The organism is Plantactinospora siamensis (assembly GCF_042434095.1).
Taxonomy (GTDB): domain Bacteria; phylum Actinomycetota; class Actinomycetes; order Mycobacteriales; family Micromonosporaceae; genus KBS50.
This window is the reverse complement of record NZ_JBHLUE010000019.1, coordinates 256,926-276,831: the sequence shown is the minus strand read 5'-3', so window position 1 is coordinate 276,831 and position 19,906 is coordinate 256,926. Positions and strand designations below refer to the sequence as shown.

Here is a 19,906-nt window from a genome sequence, read left to right as displayed (position 1 = left end):
CCATCCGGCGAGGGCGCCCGGTTCGGGCGCCGGAGGTCGCCGGGGTGCGGTCGGACGTGGTGCCCGGACGGCCCGCCGCGGTGGCCGGGCACCTCGTCCGACCTCCCGATCGGCCCATCCTTGCTGGCCATACCCCGATCCGGCGCATGAACACCCCCGGGTGGGGAAGAGGCGTCGCGGTGAGCGACGACAAACCCCACGGTCTCGGCTACCGCCCGGCGCTGGATGGCGTACGCGCCCTGGCGGTCGCCGCCGTGCTGGCCTTCCACGGCGGCGTGGCGGCGCTGCCCGGCGGGTTTCTCGGCGTCGACGTGTTCTTCGTGCTGTCCGGGTTCCTGATCAGCTCGCTGCTGCTGGCCGAGCACGGCCGCACCGGGCGGCTGGCCCTGGGCGCGTTCTGGGCCCGGCGGGCCCGCCGGCTGCTGCCGGCGCTGCTGCTGGTGGTCGTGGCGGTGGTCGCCGTCGGCCGGCGGATCACCCCGGCCACCGAGCTGCCGGCGCTGCGGTCCGACGCCCTCGCCGCCATCGGGTACGTCGCCAACTGGCGGATGGCGTACCGGGGCGGCGACTACTTCACCGCCACGGCCACCGCCTCGCCGCTGCAGCACACCTGGTCGCTCGGCATCGAGGAGCAGTTCTATCTGCTCTGGCCGCTGGTCGTCGTGGTGCTGGCCGCGCGCCGCCGGCTGCTGTTCGGGCTCACCCTGGCCGGGGTGGCCGTCTCGACCCTGCTGCTGGGCCGGCTGTTCGTGCCCGGCGCGGTGGACCGGGCGTACTACGGCACCGACACCCGGGCCGCCGCGCTGCTGGTGGGCGCCGCCCTGGCCGTGCTGCTGGCCGGCCCGCTCCGCCGCCCGGCCGCGGTCCGGGGTGCGGTCGCGACCGGGCCTGGTCGGCCGGCCAGGGGCGTGGTCCGGGTCGGGCTGCCGGCCGGGGGGATGGCCGCGGTCGAGCCGCCGGTCGGGGGCATGCACCGGGCCGGCCGTCCGGCCGGCGCAGGGTGGGCCGCCGGCGGCGGCCGGCACCGCGGCGCCGGCGTGTGGGCCCGGGTCCGGCACCCGGTGCTGGGCGCGTCGGCGCTGGCCGGCGCCCTGGTGATCGCATGGTCCTGGCGGCACGCCACCGGCGCGTCCGCCTGGCTCTACGCCGGCGGCTTCCTGCTCGTGGCGCTTGCCGTGGCCGCGGTGCTGGCGCACGCGGTGCTCAGCCCCGCCTCGCCCACCGCGCGGCTGCTCGGGCTGCCGCCGCTGGTCTGGCTCGGTCGCATCTCGTACGGCGTCTACCTCTGGCACTGGCCGCTCTACGGCTGGGTCGACGCCGACCGGACCGGACTGACCGGTCTCCGGCTGTTGGCCGTCCGGCTGCTGGCCACCCTGGCGATCGCGCTGGTCTCCTACTACGCGGTCGAGCAGCCCATCCGTACCGGCCGGCTGCTGCCCCGGCGGCGCCTGCTGGCCCCCGCGGTGGCCACCGGCGCGGTGGCCTCGGTGGTGGCGGTGGCGTTCCTGGCCACCGCGCCGCCGGCGCTGCCCCGCGGGCCGGCCGCGCCGGTGGCGATCGCCGCGCCCACGGCCCCGGCGGCGCGGAACTCGGCAAGGTCGGCATCGCCCATGCTGCGATCCGGCCGCCGGCCCGGCAAGGAACCCCGGATCACCTTCCTCGGCGACTCGGTCTCCTGGTCCCTGGGCACCTACCTGCCGGCCCAGCCGGGCCTGTCCATCAGCGTCAAGTCGATCCAGGGCTGCGGCATCGCGAGGCTGCCGGAGATCCGGTACATCGGCGAGCCGCACCCGAACTATCCGGGCTGTGACAAGTGGGACGGGCGCTGGCGCAGCGGCGTGCAGGCCGCCGACCCGGACCTCGCGGTGATCCTCCTGGACCGGTGGGAGCTGATGGATCGCAAGATCGATGGCGAGTACCGGCACATCGGTGAGCCGGAGTTCGACGCGTACTTGAACAAGGAGCTGGACCTGGCCGTCTCGATCGCGCGCTCCCGCGGCGCGCGGGTGGCGCTGCTCACGGCGCCCTACACCCGGCGGGCCGAGCGGCCCGACGGCGGTCTCTGGCCGGAGGACGACCCGGCCCGGGTGGACGCCTGGAACGGCCTGCTGCGCGCCGCGGCCGCCCGTGGCGGCGGCTCGGTGGACGTCGTGGACCTGAACGGCCGGGCCTGCCCGGACGGCAGGTTCACCTGGTCGGTCGACAACGTCCGGCTGCGCAGCGACGGGCTGCACTTCACGCCCGACGGTGTGCAGCGCTGGATCGCGCCCTGGCTCATCCCGCAGCTGGCCAACCTGGCCGTCAACGGCCGCCGCTGAGCCGGCCGCCGCTGAGCCGGCCGCTGCTGAGCCGGCCGCTGCTGAGCCGGCCGCTGCTGAGCCGGCCGGCTACCGGACCAGGCCGGCCAGCAGGTTGATGGTGACCGCGATGATCACGGCGCCGAACAGGTAGGCCAGCAGGGCGTGCCGCAGCACGGTGCCGCGCATCTCCCCGCTGGTGATGTTGGTGTCCGAGACCTGGAAGGTGAGCCCCACCGTGAACGCCACGTACGCGAAGTCCGAGTAGCGCGGCGGGGCGCTCTGGTTGAAGTTGATCCCGCCGTCGATGCCCGTGTAGTAGATCCGGGCGTACCGGGCGGTGAAGACGGTGTGCACCATGGCCCACGAGATCAGCACGCTGGCCACGGCCACCCCGACCTGCACCTGCTCGGCCACCCCGCGCTCACCCTTGGCGCCGGTGAGCACGAAGGCCACCGCGAGCAGGCTGGCCGAGCAGGCCGACAGCAGCAGCAGCTCGCGGGGGCCCCGACCCGGGTCCTCCCGTACCGCCAGCCGGGCCGTCTGGCCCGCGTCCATCGGCCAGACGCGGGCCCAGACCCAGCTCAGGTACGCCAGGGCGGCCACATCCCAGCCGACCAGCGGCGCCAGCCGACCGGTGGAGAACCGGGCGAACAGCACGCCGGCGCCGATGCCGGCCAGGGTCATCCCGCCCAACTGCGCCGGCGCGTGCGCCGGCCGGTCGCGCAGCGGGCGCAGCTTCCCGCGCGCGGACCGCGGATGGTCCTCGACGAGGCGTGCCACCGGGGGGCGTCAGATCGACCGCAGGTCCCGGGCGACCCGCTGATGCCGGTCCCGGGCCTTCGCGGCCCGCTCGGCCGGGCCCACCTCCGGCGCCGTGTCGGTACGCGCCGAGCGGACCACCTGGTTGGTGTTGGCGTAGTCCACCGGCGGCAGCGCCCGCAGCGCCCGCAGCACCTCCGGCGGGGCGCCGGCCCGCTCCGCCTCCCGGAGGATGTCCTCCTTGGCGGCCGGGTAGTCCATCGCCGAGAGGTAGTCGATGACCTGCTCGTTGCTCACCATGTCGTCCCCCGCTCCTCGCCCGCGCACGCCCCCGGCCGGGTCGCCGCGGGCGGTCACCGCGCGGCCGGTCCGGCCGCGGCCCGGATACCCGCCGGCGACCCGGTCACGCCTGACCGACCCGGGACGGCCTAGCGCCGGGTCGGCCGGTCGTGGCGCCGGCTCGGCCGGTCGTGGCGCCGGCTCGGCCGGTCCGGGCGCCGCGCCCGGCGGCCGCCGGGCGCGCGTCGTTAGCGCTGGTGGAACGCGGGTAACCGCCCCCATGAACTACGACACCTTCGTGGAACTGGTCGCCCGCCGGGCCCGGGTGAACGACGAGGAGGCCGTGCAGCTGAGCCGGGCCACCCTGGAGACGCTGACCGACCGGCTGACCGCGGGGGAGGCGCTGGACCTCGCCGCGCAGTTGCCGTTGCCGCTGCAGGGGCTGCTCCGCCCGCCCGACGAGGAGGCCGAGCTGTTCGACGCGGCCGAGTTCGCCCGCCGGGTCGCCGAGCGGGCCGGGGTGACCGAGCCGGCGGCCCGGGACGCCGTACGGGCGCTCTTCGAGACCCTGCACGAGGCGGTGACCGGCGACGAGTTCGACGAGCTGGTGGCCGGCCTGCCGGACGACTACCAGGCCCTCATCGAACCCACTCCCACCCGCATCACCCGGCACGCCTGATCGCGAAGGAAGGGCCCCTTGTTATCGCTTTTTGTATAGGAAGGGCCCCTTGTTAACGTCCGACCCGGCGGCCGTCCGGCCGCGCCATCAGGCCACGACGCCGGTGGCGCGCAGCTCGGCGATGCGCTCGGTGGCCAGGCCGAGCTCGGTGAGCACCTCGTCGGTGTGCTCGCCGGGCTGCGGCGGGGGCCGGCGGACCGCGCCGGGGGTCCGGCTGAACCGGGGCGCCGGGGCGGGCTGGGTCACCCCACCGGGCGTCACGAAGGTGCCCCGGGCGGCCAGGTGCGGGTGCCGGGGCGCCTCGTCCCAGTCCAGCACCGGCGCCACGCACGCGTCGGTGCCGGCCAGCAGCTCCACCCACTCGTCCCGGCCGCGGCCGCGGAACAGCGCGGCCCACCGCTCGCGGGCCGCCGGCCACTGCGCCGGGTCGGCGCGGTCCCGGCCCGCGCCGGCCGGCGGCTCGAATCCGGTACGCCGGACCAGTTCGGCGTAGAAGCGGTCCTCCAGCGCCCCCACCGCGAGGTAGCGTCCGTCGGCGCACTCGTAGGTGGCGTAGAACGGCGCGCCGCCGTCCAGCAGGTTGACCCCGCGCGGGTCCTGCCACATGCCCATCCGGCGCAGCGCGTGGATCTGGGTGGTCAGCAGCGACACCCCGTCCACGATGGCCGCATCGATCACCTGCCCCTCGCCGCCGGCGTAGAGCGCGCAGACCACGCCGAACGCCAGCATCATGGCGCCGCCGCCGAAGTCGCCCAGCAGGTTCATCGGCGGGACCGGGGGCTCGCCGGCCCGGCCGATCCCGTGCAGGGCGCCGGTCAGCGCCAGGTAGTCGATGTCGTGCCCGGCGTTCGGCGCGTACGGACCGTCCTGTCCCCAGCCGGTCATCCGGCCGTACACGAGCCGGGGGTTCACGGCGTGGCAGTCGACCGGCCCGAGGCCGAGCCGCTCGGTGACGCCCGGCCGGAAGCCCTCCAGCAGCACGTCGGCCCATCCCACCAGGTCGAGCACCACGTCCCGGCCGGCGGGCCGCTTCAGGTCCACCCCGATCGACCGGCGGCCCCGGCCGAGCAGATCGGGGTGCGGCGTACCGAACAGCTCCGGTCGTACCTCGGCGGTCCGGTCCACCCGGACCACGTCGGCGCCCATGTCGGCCAGCAGCATGGCGGTGAACGGGCCCGGTCCGATGCCGGCCAGTTCGACCACCCGGACGCCGGACAGCGGCCCGGCCGGCGCGGTGTCCTCGGTCACCGGGACACCATAGTCAGGGAACTCCCAGCCGCGCGTCCTTGCCCTGCCGGCGAAGGGTCGCCTAACCTTACCGGCGAGGGGAGTACTTCCCACGAACCATGCCGGTCAGTACGGCGCCCGCGGGCGCCTCGGGTGGTTGCCCACGAAGGTGGGTGAAGGAGACCTCGAGCATGTCATCGTGTTCGAGGAGGCTTTCCATGATCGGTCCGTCGTCGTCCACCCTCGCGCTGGACTCGGTGGGCACCCCCGCGCTCTGGGCCGGCACCATCGCTGGCGTGCTGGCGCTGCTCGTGCTGGACTTCCTGGTCACCCGGCGACCGCACGAGGTGTCCCTGCGGGAGGCGCTGGGCTGGTCCGCGTTCTACGTCGCCCTGCCGCTGGCCTTCGCGGTTTTCGTCTGGCAGCGGTACGGCGGGGAGCACGGCCTGGAATACCTGACCGGTTACCTGGTCGAGAAGTCCCTCTCGGTGGACAACCTGTTCGTCTTCATGCTGCTGCTGGCGGCGTTCGCCGTGCCGGCCGTGCTGGCCCAGCGGGTCCTGCTGTACGGCATCGCCGGCGCGCTCGTGCTGCGCGGCGTGTTCATCGCGGTCGGTGCGGCCGCCCTGGAGACGCTGGACTGGGCGTTCCTGCTGTTCGCGGCGATCCTCATCGCCACCGCGGTCAAGCTGCTCCGGGACGCGGTCCGCGGCCACGACCAGCAGGTGGACATCTCCTCGATGCGATCGGTCCGGCTGCTTCGCCGGCTCATGCCGGTGACCGACGAATACCACGGCCCCGCGCTGACCACCCGGCTCGGTGGCCGCCGGGCGCTCACCCCGATGGCCCTGGTGGTGGTGGCGGTGCTCGGGACCGACGTGGTGTTCGCGGTCGACTCGGTGCCCGCGGTGTACGGCATCACCGAGGATCCGTACCTGGTCTTCGCCACCAACGCATTCGCGCTGCTCGGCCTGCGCGCGCTGTACTTCGTGCTGCACGCCGCGCTCAGCCGGCTGGTGCACCTGAGCTACGGCCTCGCGGTGATCCTGGCGTTCATCGGCGCCAAGCTGGCGCTGCACTGGGCGCACGGGGTGTGGCCCGGTGTGCCGCAGATCCCCACCCTGGCCTCGCTCGGCGTGATCATCGCGATCCTGGGCGTGGTGACCGTCACGAGCCTGCGCGCCACCCGCGGCGTCGAGTCGGAGCCGGCGGCCAGCGCCGGCGGCCCGCCCACCGGGTGACCGCCCACCCGGTGACCGCCCGGCCGTGACCGCCCGGCCGTGACCGCCCGGCCGTGACCGCCCGGCCGTGCCCGCCCGGCCGTGACCGCCCGGCCGTGCCCGCCCGGCCGCGTCCGCCCGCGCCGGGCGCGGGGGAGGCGTTAAGAGGGGGCCCTTCCTATACCAGAAGCGATAACAAGGGGCCCTTCCTTCGGTCGGGGCGGTGCGGGGGAGCCGGGCGGGTGGTACGACTATCTGATGGGCATCGTGTCACCCGGCTTCACCGGCCGGCGCCGGTCCGAACGGCCGGATCTGCCGCCGGGGCAGTACCTGGTCGAGGACTTTCCGGTGCTGTCGGCCGGCCCGACGCCGCGGGTTTCGCTGGACGAGTGGGAGTTCGTGATCTCCACGGAAACCGGCGCCGAGTTCCGGTGGACCTGGTCGGAGTTCCAGAACCTGCCGACCGAGACGCCGACCGTGGACCTCCACTGTGTGACCCGGTGGTCCAAGCTCGGCACCCGCTGGGCGGGGGTGTCGCTGGACGTCCTGCTCGACGGGGTGGAGACGGCCGCCGACTACGCGCTCGCGCACTCGTACGGCGGGTACACCACCAACCTGCCGCTGGAGGATCTGCAGGGCGGCCGCGCCTGGGTGGCGTACCGGTTCGACGGCGACGACCTGCCGGCCGAGCACGGCGGCCCGGCCCGGCTGCTGGTCCCGCATCTCTACCTCTGGAAGTCCGCGAAGTGGGTGCGCGGCATCCGGCTGAGCATGGCGGACGAGCCGGGGTTCTGGGAGACCGCCGGCTACCACGATTACGGTGACCCGTGGCGCGAGCAGCGGTACCAGGGCGACTGAGCAACCGGCTCGGCTGGCGGGTGGCGCACCTCGTCGAGCGCCGGGCCGAGACGCCGACGGCCGGCACGCTGGTCCTCGACGCGCCGGACTGGCCGGGCCACCTACCCGGTCAGCACGTCGACGTCCGGCTCACCGCCCCGGACGGCTACCGGGCCGAGCGGGCCTACTCGCTGGCCGCCCCGGCCGACGGCGACCGGATCGAGCTCACCGTGCAGCGGGTGCCGGACGGCGAGGTCTCGCCGTACCTGCTGGATGTCTTCGCCGTCGGCGACCCGGTGGAGCTCCGCGGACCGGTCGGCGGCTGGTTCGTCTGGCGGCCGGCGGACCCGGCGCCGGTGCTGCTGGTCGGTGGCGGCTCGGGGATCGTGCCGCTGATGGCCATGGTCCGGGCCCGGCGGGCCGCCGGCAGCCGGGTGCCGTTCCGGCTGATCTACTCGGCGCGGACCGCGGCAGACGTCCTGTACGCGGACGAGCTGCGCCGCCGGACCCGCGACGACCTGGGCCTGGACGTCTTCCCGCTGTTCACCCGGGAACCGCCGGAGGGCGCCACCCGGCCGGCGGGCCGCATCTCGACGGCAGACCTCAACACCAACGGCTGGCCGCCGTCGTTCGAGCCGGCCTGCTTCGTGTGCGGGCCGACCGGCTTCGTCGAGACGGTCGCCGACATCCTCGTCGCGCTCGGCCACGACCCCCGACGGGTCCGGACCGAGCGGTTCGGACCCACGGGAGGTTGAGATGGACGACGGCGACTACCTGGACGGCAACATGCTGGCCGGCCCGCTGCGGGAGATCTTCGCGGTGGAGGTGTCCGCGGCCACCGGGCGGTGCGCGAGCTGCGGCCGCACCGGCCCGCTGGCCGACCTGCTGGTGTACGCGCACGCCCCCGGGCTGGTGGCCCGCTGCCCCGGCTGCACCGAGGTGATGTTGCGGGTGGTCCGGGCCCCGCACAGCGCCTGGCTGGATCTGCGCGGGGCCACCTTCCTCCGGGTGCCGCTGCCCGCCGACGAGCTGGGCCCGGTCGAGGCGGACCGCCGGATGGACGAGCTCGCCGCGACCGGGCTGGCCGCCCCGACCGGGTTGACCGACCAGGCCGGGCTGGCCAACCCGACCGGGCTGGCCGCGCCGGTCGAGCTGACCAACCCCCTCGACGGCTAGGCCGTGTTTCGCAAGGGCGGTCGAGCCGAGGCGGAGTCCAGGCGGCGTCCGGCAAGGCGCGGTTTCGTCCGGATACCGGTGTTGTATCCGGACGAAACCGCAACGCCGCCGGGCGTCGTCTGGGCCCGCCGCAGGCCGGCCAGTCCTTGCGAAACACGGCCTAAGGGCCGACCGTCGCGTCAGGCGCTGTCCAGCCGGCCCATCGGCCTCCAGGCGAACGCCGCCACCACGGCCGCGGTGGCGGCCGCGGCCCAGAACGGCATGAGCACCCCGCCGCCGGCCCGCGCCAGCACGCCGCCGAGCGCGGTGCCGAGCGCGGCGCCGCCCAGGTCGAGCAGCGAGTAGATGCTGCCGATCCGGCCCCGCAGCCGGTCCGGCACGAGCCGTTGCCGCAGCGACGCCACCAGCACACCCCACACCATGGTGTGCACGCCGAAGACGGTGAGGATGAGCCCGGCCACCCACGGCGTGCGGGTGGTCGCCAGCACCGTGTGGGTACCGACCTCCACCAGCAGGCCGGCCCGCAGCAGGGCCGCGACGCCGAACCGGGCCCGCAGCCGGGGCGCCAGCGCGGTCCCGAGCAGCCCACCGGCCGCCGACGCGGTCAGCAGCAGGCCGTAGCCCATCGGGGCGAGGCCCAGACGGTCCCGCGCGTACAGCACGAAGGTGGCGAACGCGGCGCAGAACGCCACGTTGAGCACCCCCATGCAACCGGCCAGCATCCGCAGCGCCGGCAGCGACCACAACGCCCGGACGCCCTCGACGATCTCGGCAGCCAGTCGCCGTCGCACCGGCCGGTCCGGACCGCCGCCCGCCGGCCCCGGCTCTGGTACGGGCCGCCAACGCAGCGCGGCGACCAGCAGCGCGGCCAGCCCGAACGTCCCGGCGTCGAATCCGAACGGCAGCGCCGCGGCCACCACGAACAGGTACGCCCCGAGCGGCTTGGCCGCTAACTGGTTGCCGATCACGAACGTGGCCATCAGCCGCGCGTTCGCCTGCTCGAGCCGGTCCGCCGGCACCACCGCCGGCAGGAGCGCGGACGACGCCGTGTCGGCCAGCGTCTCACCGGTGCCGAGCAGGAAGAACGCCAGGTAGATCACCCGGATTCCGGCGATACCCGCGACGATGGCGCCGGTGAGGGCCGCCAGCACCAGGCAGCGACCGAGATTGACCGACACGATCAGCCTGCGCCGGTCGAGCCGGTCCACCACGGCGCCGCTGACCAGGCTGAACAACAGCCAGGGAAGCTGCTGGGCGAGGACCGCGCCGGCGATCAGAGCCGGATCGGCGGTGCGGCTGGCCACCAGCAGCGGGCCGGCCACCATGGTGGCGCCGTCGCCCAGATTGGATACGGCGTTCGCCAGCCACAGCCGGTGGAAATCGGCGCCCAACCGGCCGGGCCGGCGCGGGGGCATGGCGGTATGGCCGGGCGCGCGTCGGCGCCCGGACGTGAGTTGCGGAAACACGGTTCTCCTCGACAGGTGCGACCCGGTGCTCCAGAGAGCGCCGGCGCGGACGGCTCCGGGCGTTCCCGGAGCCGGGCCATCGCTTCGAGGCGGACCGATCATCGTGACCGGGCACCTGCCACCTGGATCGGTGGCAGGGCAAAGGTCACCCGTCATGCGGAGAGAATCGATGATCGCGGCGCGGGTGGCACCGCGCGGCGTGGGATCGGCTGATCGTCCCGCCGCAGGCGGCGGGGATCGATCGGGTGCGGCGGAGCGTCAGCCCGCCGCGGCGGTCCGCATCGAAGCCGGGATCGTCGTCGTGTCGAGGAGAACCATGCCCATGATCGACCTCCCGCTGTCGTAGCACCGTCGAGGAGACCATACCGGGCCGACCGGGAAAGGTGAATCTTGGACGGAAACCGTTCGGCCTGGACGGTCTCCGTCCAAGATTCACATCCGCTGATTAGGCTGGCCGCCGTGGAGACCGTTTCCCGGCCGGATGGTGGTGGCGCGCCGGCGCGGATCCGCTTCCTGCTCTGGGCCGATGTCCTGCTCTTCGCGTACGGCGCCCTGAGTCACGCGTACGACCTCGCGGCCCGCGGCTGGCCGCCGTACCCGGCGGCGGGTCCCGGCAGCAACGCGTTCTGGGCGGCGCTCGGTCCGATCGACGCCCTGGTGGCCTGGCTGCTCGTCGTCCGGACCAGGGCCGGGCTGCTGGTCGGCGCCGCGGTGCTGGGGGTGGACGTGCCGCTCAACGCCTACGAGGTGCTCGGTCGTGCCGGCGTCGCGCCGGCCAACGCGGGCGGGTTCTGGCGGCTGGTCGCCGTGCTCGGGTGGTTCGTCGTGACCGCGCCCGCGATCTGGCGCCGGACGGCCGCCGCGGGGCCGTGGCGGACCCCGGGCGGCGGGCCGCGATGACGGACGGCCGGCGACGTCAGATCGCCGTGTGCGGTCCGGCGGAGTGCGCCGAGCGGGAGGCCCGGTACGCCACCGAGGTGGGCCGGCTGCTCGCCGAGGCCGGCGCCGTGGTCGTCTGCGGCGGGGGCGGCGGGGTGATGGCGGCCGTGGCCGCGGGCGCCCGGTCCGCCGGCGGGCTGGTGCTCGGCGTGCTGCCGGAGGCGGACCGACGGGCGGCCGGGCCCGACCTGTCGGCGGCCCTGGCGACCGGGATGGGTCAGGCCCGCAACGTGATCGTGGCGGCCAGCGGGGACGCGGTGATCGTGATCGGCGGATCGTGGGGCACGCTCAGCGAGCTGGCCCACGCGTACCGGCTCGGGGTGCCGGTGGTCTGCCTCGGCGGCTGGGGGATTGTCGACAGCGCGGGCCGGCCGGTCGACCTCACCATCGCTCCGGACCCGGCCGCCGCGGTGCGGCTGGCCCTGGAACTCGCGTCCCACCGGGCCTGAGCGCGAGGAGGTTCCGGTCCGCCGGAGGCGGGCCAGGGAATTTCTGTGGAAGGGGTGTCCGATCGGGGGCGGATCGTTCGTGGAACAAGAGTGAGGCGGCCTGGAGCGGGCCATCCGGACAAGGGGAGTCAGGGAATGACGCGGTACTTGATCTCGTTCAACGACGGCGCGATGGACCACATCCCCGAGGGAGACTGGCCGGACGTGGGCAAGGCCTCGCACGCGGTGATGCAGGAGGCCGTGAACGCCGGGGTGCTGGTGTTCGGCGCCGGCATCGAGCGCCAGCAGGCCAGCGTGGTGGCCACGGACGGGATGGTGTCCGACGGTCCGTTCCCGGAGACCAAGGAGGTCATCGGGGGATTCACCGTCGTCGACGTGGCGTCCCGGGCCGAGGCGTTGGAGTGGGCCGCCAGGATCGCCGCCTCGTGCCGCTGCGCCCAGGAGGTCCGGGAGCTGATGCCCGACCCGGAGACCGACGCGATGCTGCACGCGGCGGGCCGGCGATGGTGAGGTCGCGACGACGTCCGCTGGAGGCGGTCCCGTCCTGACGGCGGCGGAACGGGCGTGGCGGCGAAACCGGCTGGCGGCGACCCGGGGATGGGGGCGCGGGGCCCCACCCCGGGCCGCTCGGAGCGGTCCCGGTCCGCCCCGGGGCCGCTCGGAGCGGTCCGGGTCCGATCGAGCTGGCGGACCCGGTCGACGGCCGACCGATCCTCACGAGGCCGGATGAGGATCTCGGAAGTACGCGTTGGCCGAGGGCACGAACATCAGGACGCATCCGGCGAGCACGGCCGCCACATGCACCACCCGGCTGCTGCCGAAGGTGAGGTCCAGCGCGGTCGCGTGCGCGAGCAGCGGGGTGAGGGAGTGGCCGTGGATCAGCCAGAGCAGCGGGCCGACGATCAGCGACAGCGTGCCGAGGACTCCCAGGCCCACGGCGAGGGTCAGCCGAGCCCACCGCCGGCCGGTGCGCATCTTCAGCGCCACCAGGGTCGCGGCGACGAAGATGGCGGCCCGAACCGCCACCCCGGCGCCGGCGCCGTCCCCTGCCCGTCCGCTCCCCACCACGAGGACCGTCTCGAAGACCCCGGCGGCGACGGCGACCAGCCACACGATGAACGCCGCGCGTACGGTCCCGGGGATGCCCATGTCGGATCGCATGCCACCAGCATCGGCGAACCGGACGGGCCCGCGACATCCCGCCCGCCTCCCGCTTCCCGGTAGGGATTGCCCTACGGCCGGCGGCGCTGGACAGCGCGGTGGCCCGAGCCGATCGGCCCGAGCCACCGCGCGTGGTCAGCTGCCGGGTTTGGGGAACGCGACCGGGCTGTGCTTGCCGGCCCGGTTCACGGCGCGTACGCCGAAGAAGACGTTGTCCTTGGACAGGTCGATGGTGGCGGTGTTGACCTTGCCCACCGGGATCGCCCACTGCCAGTCGGCGGCCGTGGTCTCCCGCCACACCACCTCGTACCCCGCCAGGTCCGGCTCGGTGCCCAGCTCCCAGCGCAGGGTGGTGTCGTTGGTCAGGTTGCTGGTGTCGATGATGGCGTTGCGCGGCGTCCCCGGGCCCTGCGCGAGGGACCACAGCGTCGCCCCGTTCACCCGGGCCACCCGGGCGATGTAGTCGAAGTCGCAGAACTCGGGCAGGTCGCCGTACTGCTTGCCGTCCACCACCCGGACGTCCTGGTGCTGGTGCGCGAAGTCCTCGTTGGGCTCGGTGAGCCGCGCCGCCGGCCAGCCCTGCTGCAGGAACGAGATGTGGTCGCTGCCGCGCAGATAGCGGTCGCGCCGGTAGATGAACCGAAGGTCCATGCCGGTCGCGGGGTTCTCCGCCACGTTCAGGGCGAACCGGGCCAGCTGCCGGCTCACCGAGTCGTTCTCGCCGCCCACCGACAGCCGGGTCTTGGCCTGGTCGGGGGTCTCCGTCGTGGGCACGCCCTCGGCGAAGAGCCGGAGCGTGCGCGCGTCCACCGTGCCGTCGTCGGCCCGGCTGGACCCCACGATGTCGTTGCTGAACATGCCCTGCACGTCGGCGCCGGCCGCCTTCAGCTGCTTGGCCAGGTGGTCCGAGCCGTACAGCCCCTGCTCCTCGGCCGCCACCGCGGCGAGCACGATGGTGGCCGCCGTCCGGCGGGTGGCCAGCAGCCGGGTCAGCTCCAGGACCACCGCCACGCCGGAGGCGTCGTCGTCGGCGCCTGGAGCGTCGCTGGTGAAGTCCATGACGTCGGTGCAGCGGGAGTCGTAGTGGCCGGTGATCACGTACGTGCGCTGCGGGGCCACGTCGCCGCGCAGCGTGGCTACCACGTTGGTGATCCGGGTGGTGGTCGGGATCCGGGACGCGGGCGGCTGGTCGTACCCCTGCAGTTCGACCGTCATCCGGCCGCCGGACGCGGCAGCGTGCTCGCGCATTTGGGCGTAGATCCAGTCCCGCGCGGCGCCGATGCCGCGGACCGGGTCGGTCTGGCTGGACAGGGTGTGCCGGGTGCCGAACGCGGCCAGCCGGCGCACGGTGGCCTCGATCCGGTGCCGGTCGACCTCGCGGAGCAACCGCCGCAGCTCGGCGTCCGGCGCCTGCGGTTTGATCCGCCGGCCCGGTCCGTTGTCGTGCCGGTCGTCGTGGTCGTCGTGGTCGTGCGCCTGGGCCGGCTGGGCGACCAGCGGGCCGGTCACCGCGGCCGCCGCGGTGGCGGCGGAAGCGGACAGAAAGGTACGTCGGTTCGTACCGGCGGATCGGGCGCCGGTCGATTCACGATCAGGCATACCCCGACACGCTGCCCCGGCCACCGACCAATGTCAATCCCGGCGGGGCGGAACGGAATCCCCGGGCCCCGGCGACAACAGGGGCCCGGGCGCACGTTTGACCGGCGGGCGGCAGGGAAGGCGGGCAGGCATGACCAAACCCCGTGTTGTCATCGTCGGCGCCGGGTTCGCCGGATACCACGCGGCGAAGACCCTGGCCCGGCTCGCCCGCGGCCGGGCCGAGATCACCCTGCTCAACCCGACCGACTACTTCCTGTACCTGCCGCTGCTGCCGGAGGTGACGGCCGGGATCCTGGAACCCACCCGGATCACCGTGCCGCTGGCCGGCACCCTGGACGGCGTGCGGGTGGTGATCGGCGAGGCCGACCGGGTCGACCTGCGGGCCCGCAGCGTGGGCTACACCGATCCCGAGGACGGCCGGGGCGAGCTGCCATACGACCGGCTGATCCTCGCGGTGGGCAGCGTCAACAAGCTGCTGCCGATCCCCGGCGTCACCGAGCACGCGCACGGCTTCCGCGGGCTGCCGGAGGCGCTCTTCCTGCACGACCACGTGGTGGGGCAGATCGAGCAGGCCGAGATGGCCGAGGACCCGGCCGAGCGCGCCGCCCGGTGCACGTTCGTGGTGGTGGGCGCGGGCTACACCGGCACCGAGGTGGCCGCCCACGGTCAGCTGTTCACCGACGAGCTCTCCGCCCGGCGCCCCCGGCTGGGACTGCGGCCGCGCTGGCTGCTGGTCGACGTGGCCGACCGGGTGCTGCCGGGGCTGCACGACCGGATGTCCTCCACCGCCCACCGGGTGCTGACCGAGCGCGGCGTCGACGTCCGGCTCGGCTGTTCGGTCAAGGAGGCGGCCGAGGACGGCGTCCGGCTCAGCGACGGGCAGTTCGTGCCCACCCGCTCGCTGATCTGGTGCGTGGGCGTCCGGCCCGACCCGCTGGTGGCTGACCTGGGGCTGCGGACCGAGAAGGGCCGGTTGGTGGTCGACGAGTTCCTCACCGTCCCCGGCCACCCCGACGTGTACGCCTGCGGCGACGCGGCCGCGGTGCCGGACCTGACCCGACCCGGTCAGGTGACGCCGATGACCGCGCAGCACGCCGAACGGCAGGGCAGGCTGGCGGCGCACAACGTGGCCGCCTCCTTCGGCCCGCGCCGGCCCCGGCCGTACCGGCACCACGATCTGGGCTTCGTGGTCGACCTGGGCGGCACGGACGCGGCGGCCAACCCGCTGAACATCCCGCTGTCCGGGCTGCCGGCCAAGGCCGTGACCCGCGGTTACCACCTGTGGGCGATGCCCGGCAACCGGGCCCGGGTGGGCGCCGACTGGCTGCTCGACGCCACCGGGGAACGGCCCGCGGTCCAGCTCGGGCTGGTGCCGGCGCACGCCGTACCGCTGGAGAACGCGGCGCCGGAGACCACCGTGCGTTGACCGCCGGCGCCGGTCACCGTGCGCTGGCCGGCGGCGGTGTGACGCCGCCGCCACCGGCGTGTCGACCGCCGGCGGCGCCCGTATCGACCGCCGGCGGCGGCGCGTCGACCGGCGGCGCCGGCCGGCCCCGGTGATCAGACGGACCGGTCCCGGCCGCACGCCTCGGTCAGCAGGATCCGGCCGATGGCCGCGGCCGGGATGGCCAGCAGCGCGCCGGCGATGCCGGCCAGGTCGGCGGCGATCAGCACCGCGATCAGCACGGTGAGCGGGCTGAGCCGGACGATCCGGGAGTAGATCAGGGGCTGCAACAGGTGGTTCTCCAGCTGCTGGTAGACCACGAAGAAGACCAGCACCACGATTCCCGCGGTGGGCGAGTGCAGCAGGCTCGCGCCGCCGGCCAGCACGGCGCCGATGGTGGCGCCGACCAGCGGCACCAGGTCGGCCACCGCCACGAGCACGGCCAGCACCCCCGCGTACGGGACGCCCATCACCGCCATCACGGCGAAGGTGAGCGCCCCGCAGATCGCGCTGATCAGCAGGTTGCCGGTCAGGTAGCCGGTGATGGTCCGGGCACACGCACCGCCGACCCGGCGCAGCCGGGGCAGGTGCCGGTCGGGCACCAGCCCGTACACGCCGGCGAGGATCCGCGGGGCCTGCAACACCATGAGGTACGCCAGCACGACGACCGTCACCATGCCGGCGACGGTGACGAGCGCGCCCTTCAGCACGGTGACGGTGGGCCGGGCGAACCGGCCGCCGTACTCGCGGATCTGCGCGGAGTGGGTCTGCACGTACCGCCGCAGGTGCAGCCGGTCGAGGGTGTCGCCGATCCGGCCCTGGCCGGTGCGGGCCTCCTCGGCGAGCTTCGGCAGCCGGTCGGCCAGCTGGCCGGCCTCACCGACCAGCGGCGCCACGATCAGCGTGATGAGGGCGCCGAACAGCAGCAGGGCGGTGAGGAAGACCAGCAGGGTGGCCAGGGACCGGTGCCGGACTCCGCGCCGCTGGGTCCATTCCACCGCCGGATACAGCGCCACCGCGAAGAAGGCGGCGATCAGGATCCACACCAGCACCCGCCGGGTGGCCCAGCCGAAGCCGAGCAGGGCGACGGTGGCCAGCACCAGGCCGATGGTGATCAGCACCCGCCGGGCCACCCGCCGGTCGTCGAAGCTCGCCGGACCCGGCCCGTTCACCCGCCCCGGCTACCCGGTCGACCGGTCGGGAAACCCGCGCGGCGCCGCGTCCGAGCGGTCGTGGGCCGGCCGGCTCCCGCCGGCGAAGGCGGTCAGCTCGGCGCCCGCCAGCAGCCGGCCGGGCGCCGGGTCCCGGGCGGCCCGGGTGGCCAGCCGGTCCACCGGCAGCCGCCCTTCCCGGCGGCTGGCCACCAGCACGACGTTGCCGTACCGCCGGGCCCGCACCATCTGTCGGGCGGCGACCAGGCAGACCTCGGCGAAGACCCGGCGCAGCGTGGCCACCTGCACCCGGGTGAACACCAGCGGCGGCAGGTCGGTGAGGTTCACCGCGTAGAGGCCGTCCGGCCGGAGCACCCGGGCCGCCTCGGCCGCGAACTCCACGGTGGTCAGGTGCGCGGGCATCCGGGCGCCCCGGTAGACGTCCACCAGCACCACGTCGTACCGGCCGTCCGGTTCCCAGCCGATCGCCTCCCGCGCGTCGGCGACCCGGACCCGGACGTCCGGTGGCGGGGGCAGCTCGCGGGCGATGAGATCCATGAGCGGGCCGTCGCGGTCCACCACGAGCTGCGGGGAACCGGGCCGGGTCGCCGCCGCGTACCGGGGGAGGGTCAGTGCGCCGCCGCCGAGGTGCAGCACCCGCAGCGGCGTCCGCGCCGGTCCGGCCACGTCCAGCACGCTGGCCATCCGCCGCACGTAATCGAAGCGCAGGTACGTCGGGTCGGCCGGGTCTACGTACGACTGCTCGACGTCCTCGACCAGCAGCGTCCGCCCGGACGGCCGGTCCGGATCGGGCACCAGCCGCGCGGCGTCCAGCTCCGGCGCCGGCTCCCCGCGGTCCGCGGCGGACACCGCGGCGTCGCTCGTGCGCATGGCCGGACCCTAGCGCGCCGGTCATGCCCCACCCGCACCCGGTCACGTCATCCCGGCGCCGGCCTCCTCGATGGCCGCGTCGACGTCGTGGGCCAATGCCACGTCCAGCCCGGTCACGCCGTCCACCCGGCGGGTCCGCACGGTGAGCACGGCGCTGCCCGGCCCGGGCCGGCCGATGCTCGGGCCGCGGCCGGACGCCGGCTTGAGCCCGGCCAGCCGCTGCAGCACCCGGTCCAGGTTCTCCGGCGGCAGCTCGATGGTCCGGACCAGCCCGTGGCCCTCGACCGACCAGTACGGCAGGTCGGCCAGCGCCGCGGCCAGCTCCGGGCCGGGCAGCGGCGCCGTCCCGCCGCCGGGCGCGACGCCGTCGCCGCCGGCCGGCAGCGGTCCGATCAGGTCCGTCAGGCCGGGCGGCAGCTCCAGCGAGCCGACCAGCTCCGGGTCCTGCTCGGCCAGCGCCGCCAGGGTTGCCTGCGCCTGGTAGCGAGCCTGTTCGGGGGTACGCCGGCACAGCCGGGCCACCTCGGCGAGGAAGCCGGCGAGGTCCCGGTGCCGGTCGACCCCACCGGCGTCAGACCCGCGCAGCTCACCGGGCACCGCGTCCAGCAGGCGTTCCCGGTCCCGTTCGACGAGGGCGGCGGCCAGCGCCCGCACGGTGGCCTCGGCGCCGGCCCTGGCCTCCCGGAACTCCTCACCGGTTCGCCGGCCGACCCCTTCCACGAGGTCCCGGTACCGGATCACCGGCACGGCCGCCGCCTGCGGGGTGGGCTCGCCGGCCGGCTCGTCCGGGTACGGCCAGGGCCGCTCGGCGACGGTGGGGCCGGGACCGACGCCCACCCGCCCGGGCGGCGGCTTGTGGCGCCCCACCGGCTCCGGACCCTGCCGCCGCCGGTCGGGCCGGCTGCGCGGTTGCTTGGAGGCGCCCAGGGTGGCGCCGGTCCCGCTGGCCTGCTCGCCCTGCTGGCGGGCCCGCCGGGCCAACGCTCGCCGGCGCGGGTTGTCGCCCTCCATCTGCTTGCCCATGCCCCGGGCCTTCCCGCCGGGGCACCGCCGAAACGGCGGGCGGCGGACGGCGGTCGACCACCCGGACCGGATGAGGGCGCCTCACCCCCGCACCGGCCACCATCGAGCTGGATCGACAGCCTCCGAGCAGGGCGAAGGTGGACCGTCATGAAGAGGATCGTCGAAATCGTGCCGGCCCGTCCGGGGTGGTACGCGCGGTGGCGAACCGCCCCGGACGTGACGTGTTCGTACCCGGTGACCGTCTGGGCCCTCGTCGAGGACAGCGAGCCGGGCAGCCGCGAGGTGATCGGCATCGACTCGATCGGCCAGTGGCCGGGCGCGGATGACGCGGCCGAGGGCACCGTCTTCGTCCGGTACCTTTTCCACCCGCCGGCCGACGGCCGGCCCGAGGACGCCGAGCCGGAGCGGCCGGCCGACGCCCGGTCGGAACCGGTCGAGGCGACCGCCGGGTGATGTCCGCCCGGGTCAGCCCGTGGCGCGGTCGTCGACGGGCGGCTGGCCCAGCAGGAAGAACCGGTCCAGGCCGGTGCGTTCGAACAGCCGGGTGAGGTTCCGGGGCGCCCGGACCGGCCGCATCCACCCGCCGGCCCGCCGGGCGGCGTGGTGGATCTCGATCAGGGCGCTGAGACCGGAGGAGTCACACAGCTCCAGCCCGGACAGGTCGAGGCGGAGCCGGCAGCGCCCCTCGTCGAGCAGGCCGGTGGCGGCGCGCAGCAGCTCGGCGGCCGTCTCGAAGGCGAGGTCGCCGGTCAGATGCAGGGTCGCCGAGGACCGGTCACCGCCGGAAATCTCGACGCGCAGCGGGCCGCCGGTCATGCCCACCACTGTGCCCTCCCCGGCCACCTCCGCAAACCTGCCACGGGTCAGCTCGTCCGCGCCTGGTTGCGGCCCGCGTCGTGCGGTCCGCCGGGCTCCCCGCCCGCGCCGGTCTCGCCGGCCGGTCGACCCTGCCGGGCCAGCAGCTCGGCCACGCCGGTGATCCGCAGGATGTTCTCCAGGAACCGGGGGACCGCCCGCAGCTCCAGGACGATGCCGCCCTGCTGGCAGGCCTGCCAGGCCTGAACGATGACGGCCAGCCCGGTGCTGTCCACGAACCGCAGTCCGGCGACGTCCAGGATCAGCCCGTGGCGTCCCGGAGCGATCAGGGCCTGCGCCTCGGTCCAGAGCGTCGGGGCCGTGTTGAAGTCCAGATCACCGGCGACCAGCATGGTGGGATTCGCCGGGTCCGTCTCGTCCGCCGTGATCGTCAGCGGCGCGGGCGCCGGGCCGTCCCCTCGCTGCACGACGACCTCCATCCCGGCGCTGA

Annotated in this window: 22 protein-coding genes and 1 pseudogene; 12 read left to right on the top strand and 11 right to left on the bottom strand. The window is 75.0% G+C overall.

The features are described from left to right. Positions 1-179: 179 nt before the first annotated feature. Positions 180-2,318: a DUF459 domain-containing protein gene (locus ACFFHU_RS23700; RefSeq protein WP_377342374.1), complete on the top strand. Its 2,139-nt coding sequence runs from the start codon at positions 180-182 to the stop codon at positions 2,316-2,318. A gap of 69 nt (positions 2,319-2,387) precedes the next feature. Here the strand turns inward: ACFFHU_RS23700 and ACFFHU_RS23695 are convergent, their stop codons facing one another. Together ACFFHU_RS23695 and ACFFHU_RS23690 are read right to left on the bottom strand one after the other, a co-directional pair. Further along, positions 2,388-3,080, bottom strand: coding sequence for a DUF1345 domain-containing protein (locus ACFFHU_RS23695; protein WP_377342371.1), 693 nt, complete (start codon positions 3,078-3,080; stop codon positions 2,388-2,390). 9 nt (positions 3,081-3,089) lie between these two features. Next, positions 3,090-3,359 (bottom strand): DUF2795 domain-containing protein, encoded by a 270-nt coding sequence (locus ACFFHU_RS23690; protein ID WP_377342369.1) that lies wholly within the window; start codon positions 3,357-3,359, stop codon positions 3,090-3,092. Positions 3,360-3,618: 259 nt separating this feature from the next. On the opposite strand from ACFFHU_RS23690, the gene ACFFHU_RS23685 reads away from it, so the two are divergent. After that, complete coding sequence (locus ACFFHU_RS23685) at positions 3,619-4,017, top strand: DUF2267 domain-containing protein (RefSeq protein ID WP_377342367.1); 399 nt, start codon at positions 3,619-3,621, stop codon at positions 4,015-4,017. A gap of 87 nt (positions 4,018-4,104) precedes the next feature. Here the strand turns inward: ACFFHU_RS23685 and ACFFHU_RS23680 are convergent, their stop codons facing one another. After that, a complete protein-coding gene (locus tag ACFFHU_RS23680; protein WP_377342365.1) occupies positions 4,105-5,265 on the bottom strand; it encodes a CaiB/BaiF CoA transferase family protein in 1,161 nt (386 codons plus the stop codon). A gap of 197 nt (positions 5,266-5,462) precedes the next feature. On the opposite strand from ACFFHU_RS23680, the gene ACFFHU_RS23675 reads away from it, so the two are divergent. The 4 genes and pseudogenes from ACFFHU_RS23675 to ACFFHU_RS23660 all read left to right on the top strand — a co-directional run. After that, a complete protein-coding gene (locus ACFFHU_RS23675; protein WP_377342363.1) occupies positions 5,463-6,485 on the top strand; it encodes a TerC family protein in 1,023 nt (340 codons plus the stop codon). Positions 6,486-6,722: 237 nt separating this feature from the next. Continuing rightward, entirely contained in the window at positions 6,723-7,322 is a 600-nt protein-coding gene (locus ACFFHU_RS23670; RefSeq protein ID WP_377342361.1) for a sulfite oxidase-like oxidoreductase, read from the top strand. Further along, entirely contained in the window at positions 7,292-8,056 is a 765-nt protein-coding gene (locus ACFFHU_RS23665; RefSeq protein ID WP_377342359.1) for a ferredoxin reductase, read from the top strand. The genes ACFFHU_RS23670 and ACFFHU_RS23665 overlap by 31 nt, the downstream gene beginning before the upstream one ends. Before the next feature lies 1 nt (position 8,057). Next, positions 8,058-8,321, top strand: a pseudogene (locus ACFFHU_RS23660) (DUF6510 family protein); the annotation flags it as partial. Between the two features lie 335 nt (positions 8,322-8,656). On the opposite strand, the gene ACFFHU_RS23655 reads toward ACFFHU_RS23660, so the two are convergent. Further along, entirely contained in the window at positions 8,657-9,892 is a 1,236-nt protein-coding gene (locus ACFFHU_RS23655; RefSeq protein WP_377342357.1) for an MFS transporter, read from the bottom strand. A 220-nt stretch (positions 9,893-10,112) separates the two neighbouring features. Here ACFFHU_RS23655 and ACFFHU_RS23650 point away from each other — a divergent pair, with 220 nt between their 5' ends. The 4 genes from ACFFHU_RS23650 (at position 10,113) to ACFFHU_RS23635 (ending at position 11,841) form a co-directional block, all read left to right on the top strand. Then, entirely contained in the window at positions 10,113-10,289 is a 177-nt protein-coding gene (locus ACFFHU_RS23650; protein ID WP_377342354.1) for a hypothetical protein, read from the top strand. Positions 10,290-10,402: 113 nt separating this feature from the next. Further along, the gene (locus tag ACFFHU_RS23645; protein ID WP_377342352.1) at positions 10,403-10,843 is read left to right on the top strand and encodes a hypothetical protein; all 441 of its coding nucleotides are present in this window, start codon (positions 10,403-10,405) and stop codon (positions 10,841-10,843) included. Then, entirely contained in the window at positions 10,840-11,331 is a 492-nt protein-coding gene (locus ACFFHU_RS23640; protein WP_377342350.1) for a TIGR00725 family protein, read from the top strand. The genes ACFFHU_RS23645 and ACFFHU_RS23640 overlap by 4 nt, the downstream gene beginning before the upstream one ends. Positions 11,332-11,466: 135 nt before the next feature. After that, positions 11,467-11,841: a YciI family protein gene (locus ACFFHU_RS23635; RefSeq protein ID WP_377342348.1), complete on the top strand. Its 375-nt coding sequence runs from the start codon at positions 11,467-11,469 to the stop codon at positions 11,839-11,841. A gap of 204 nt (positions 11,842-12,045) precedes the next feature. Here the strand turns inward: ACFFHU_RS23635 and ACFFHU_RS23630 are convergent, their stop codons facing one another. Further along, positions 12,046-12,492 carry a hypothetical protein gene (locus tag ACFFHU_RS23630; protein ID WP_377342347.1) on the bottom strand — a complete coding sequence of 149 codons (447 nt, stop codon included), beginning with the start codon at positions 12,490-12,492 and terminating at the stop codon, positions 12,046-12,048. A 135-nt stretch (positions 12,493-12,627) separates the two neighbouring features. Continuing rightward, a complete protein-coding gene (locus ACFFHU_RS23625; RefSeq protein WP_377342345.1) occupies positions 12,628-14,091 on the bottom strand; it encodes a M28 family metallopeptidase in 1,464 nt (487 codons plus the stop codon). Positions 14,092-14,221: 130 nt separating this feature from the next. Between ACFFHU_RS23625 and ACFFHU_RS23620 the strand changes: the two genes are divergently transcribed. After that, positions 14,222-15,517, top strand: a complete 1,296-nt coding sequence (locus tag ACFFHU_RS23620; RefSeq protein WP_377342343.1) for an NAD(P)/FAD-dependent oxidoreductase — start codon at positions 14,222-14,224, stop codon at positions 15,515-15,517. A 134-nt stretch (positions 15,518-15,651) separates the two neighbouring features. On the opposite strand, the gene ACFFHU_RS23615 is transcribed toward ACFFHU_RS23620, so the two are convergent. Genes ACFFHU_RS23615 through ACFFHU_RS23605 form a run of 3 tightly spaced genes read right to left on the bottom strand, consistent with a single transcriptional unit; the run spans position 15,652 to position 18,600 of the window. After that, the gene (locus ACFFHU_RS23615) at positions 15,652-16,707 is read right to left on the bottom strand and encodes an AI-2E family transporter (RefSeq protein ID WP_377342342.1); all 1,056 of its coding nucleotides are present in this window, start codon (positions 16,705-16,707) and stop codon (positions 15,652-15,654) included. Positions 16,708-16,716: 9 nt separating this feature from the next. Beyond that, positions 16,717-17,577: a spermidine synthase gene (locus ACFFHU_RS23610; RefSeq protein ID WP_377342340.1), complete on the bottom strand. Its 861-nt coding sequence runs from the start codon at positions 17,575-17,577 to the stop codon at positions 16,717-16,719. Positions 17,578-17,619: 42 nt separating this feature from the next. Beyond that, positions 17,620-18,600 carry a DUF2267 domain-containing protein gene (locus ACFFHU_RS23605; protein ID WP_377342339.1) on the bottom strand — a complete coding sequence of 327 codons (981 nt, stop codon included), beginning with the start codon at positions 18,598-18,600 and terminating at the stop codon, positions 17,620-17,622. 147 nt (positions 18,601-18,747) lie between these two features. Here ACFFHU_RS23605 and ACFFHU_RS23600 point away from each other — a divergent pair, with 147 nt between their 5' ends. Then, entirely contained in the window at positions 18,748-19,053 is a 306-nt protein-coding gene (locus ACFFHU_RS23600; protein ID WP_377342337.1) for a hypothetical protein, read from the top strand. 12 nt (positions 19,054-19,065) lie between these two features. On the opposite strand, the gene ACFFHU_RS23595 is transcribed toward ACFFHU_RS23600, so the two are convergent. After that, the gene (locus tag ACFFHU_RS23595; RefSeq protein WP_377342335.1) at positions 19,066-19,416 is read right to left on the bottom strand and encodes an STAS domain-containing protein; all 351 of its coding nucleotides are present in this window, start codon (positions 19,414-19,416) and stop codon (positions 19,066-19,068) included. 47 nt (positions 19,417-19,463) lie between these two features. Continuing rightward, complete coding sequence (locus tag ACFFHU_RS23590; RefSeq protein WP_377342333.1) at positions 19,464-19,883, bottom strand: STAS domain-containing protein; 420 nt, start codon at positions 19,881-19,883, stop codon at positions 19,464-19,466. Positions 19,884-19,906 lie beyond the last annotated feature (23 nt).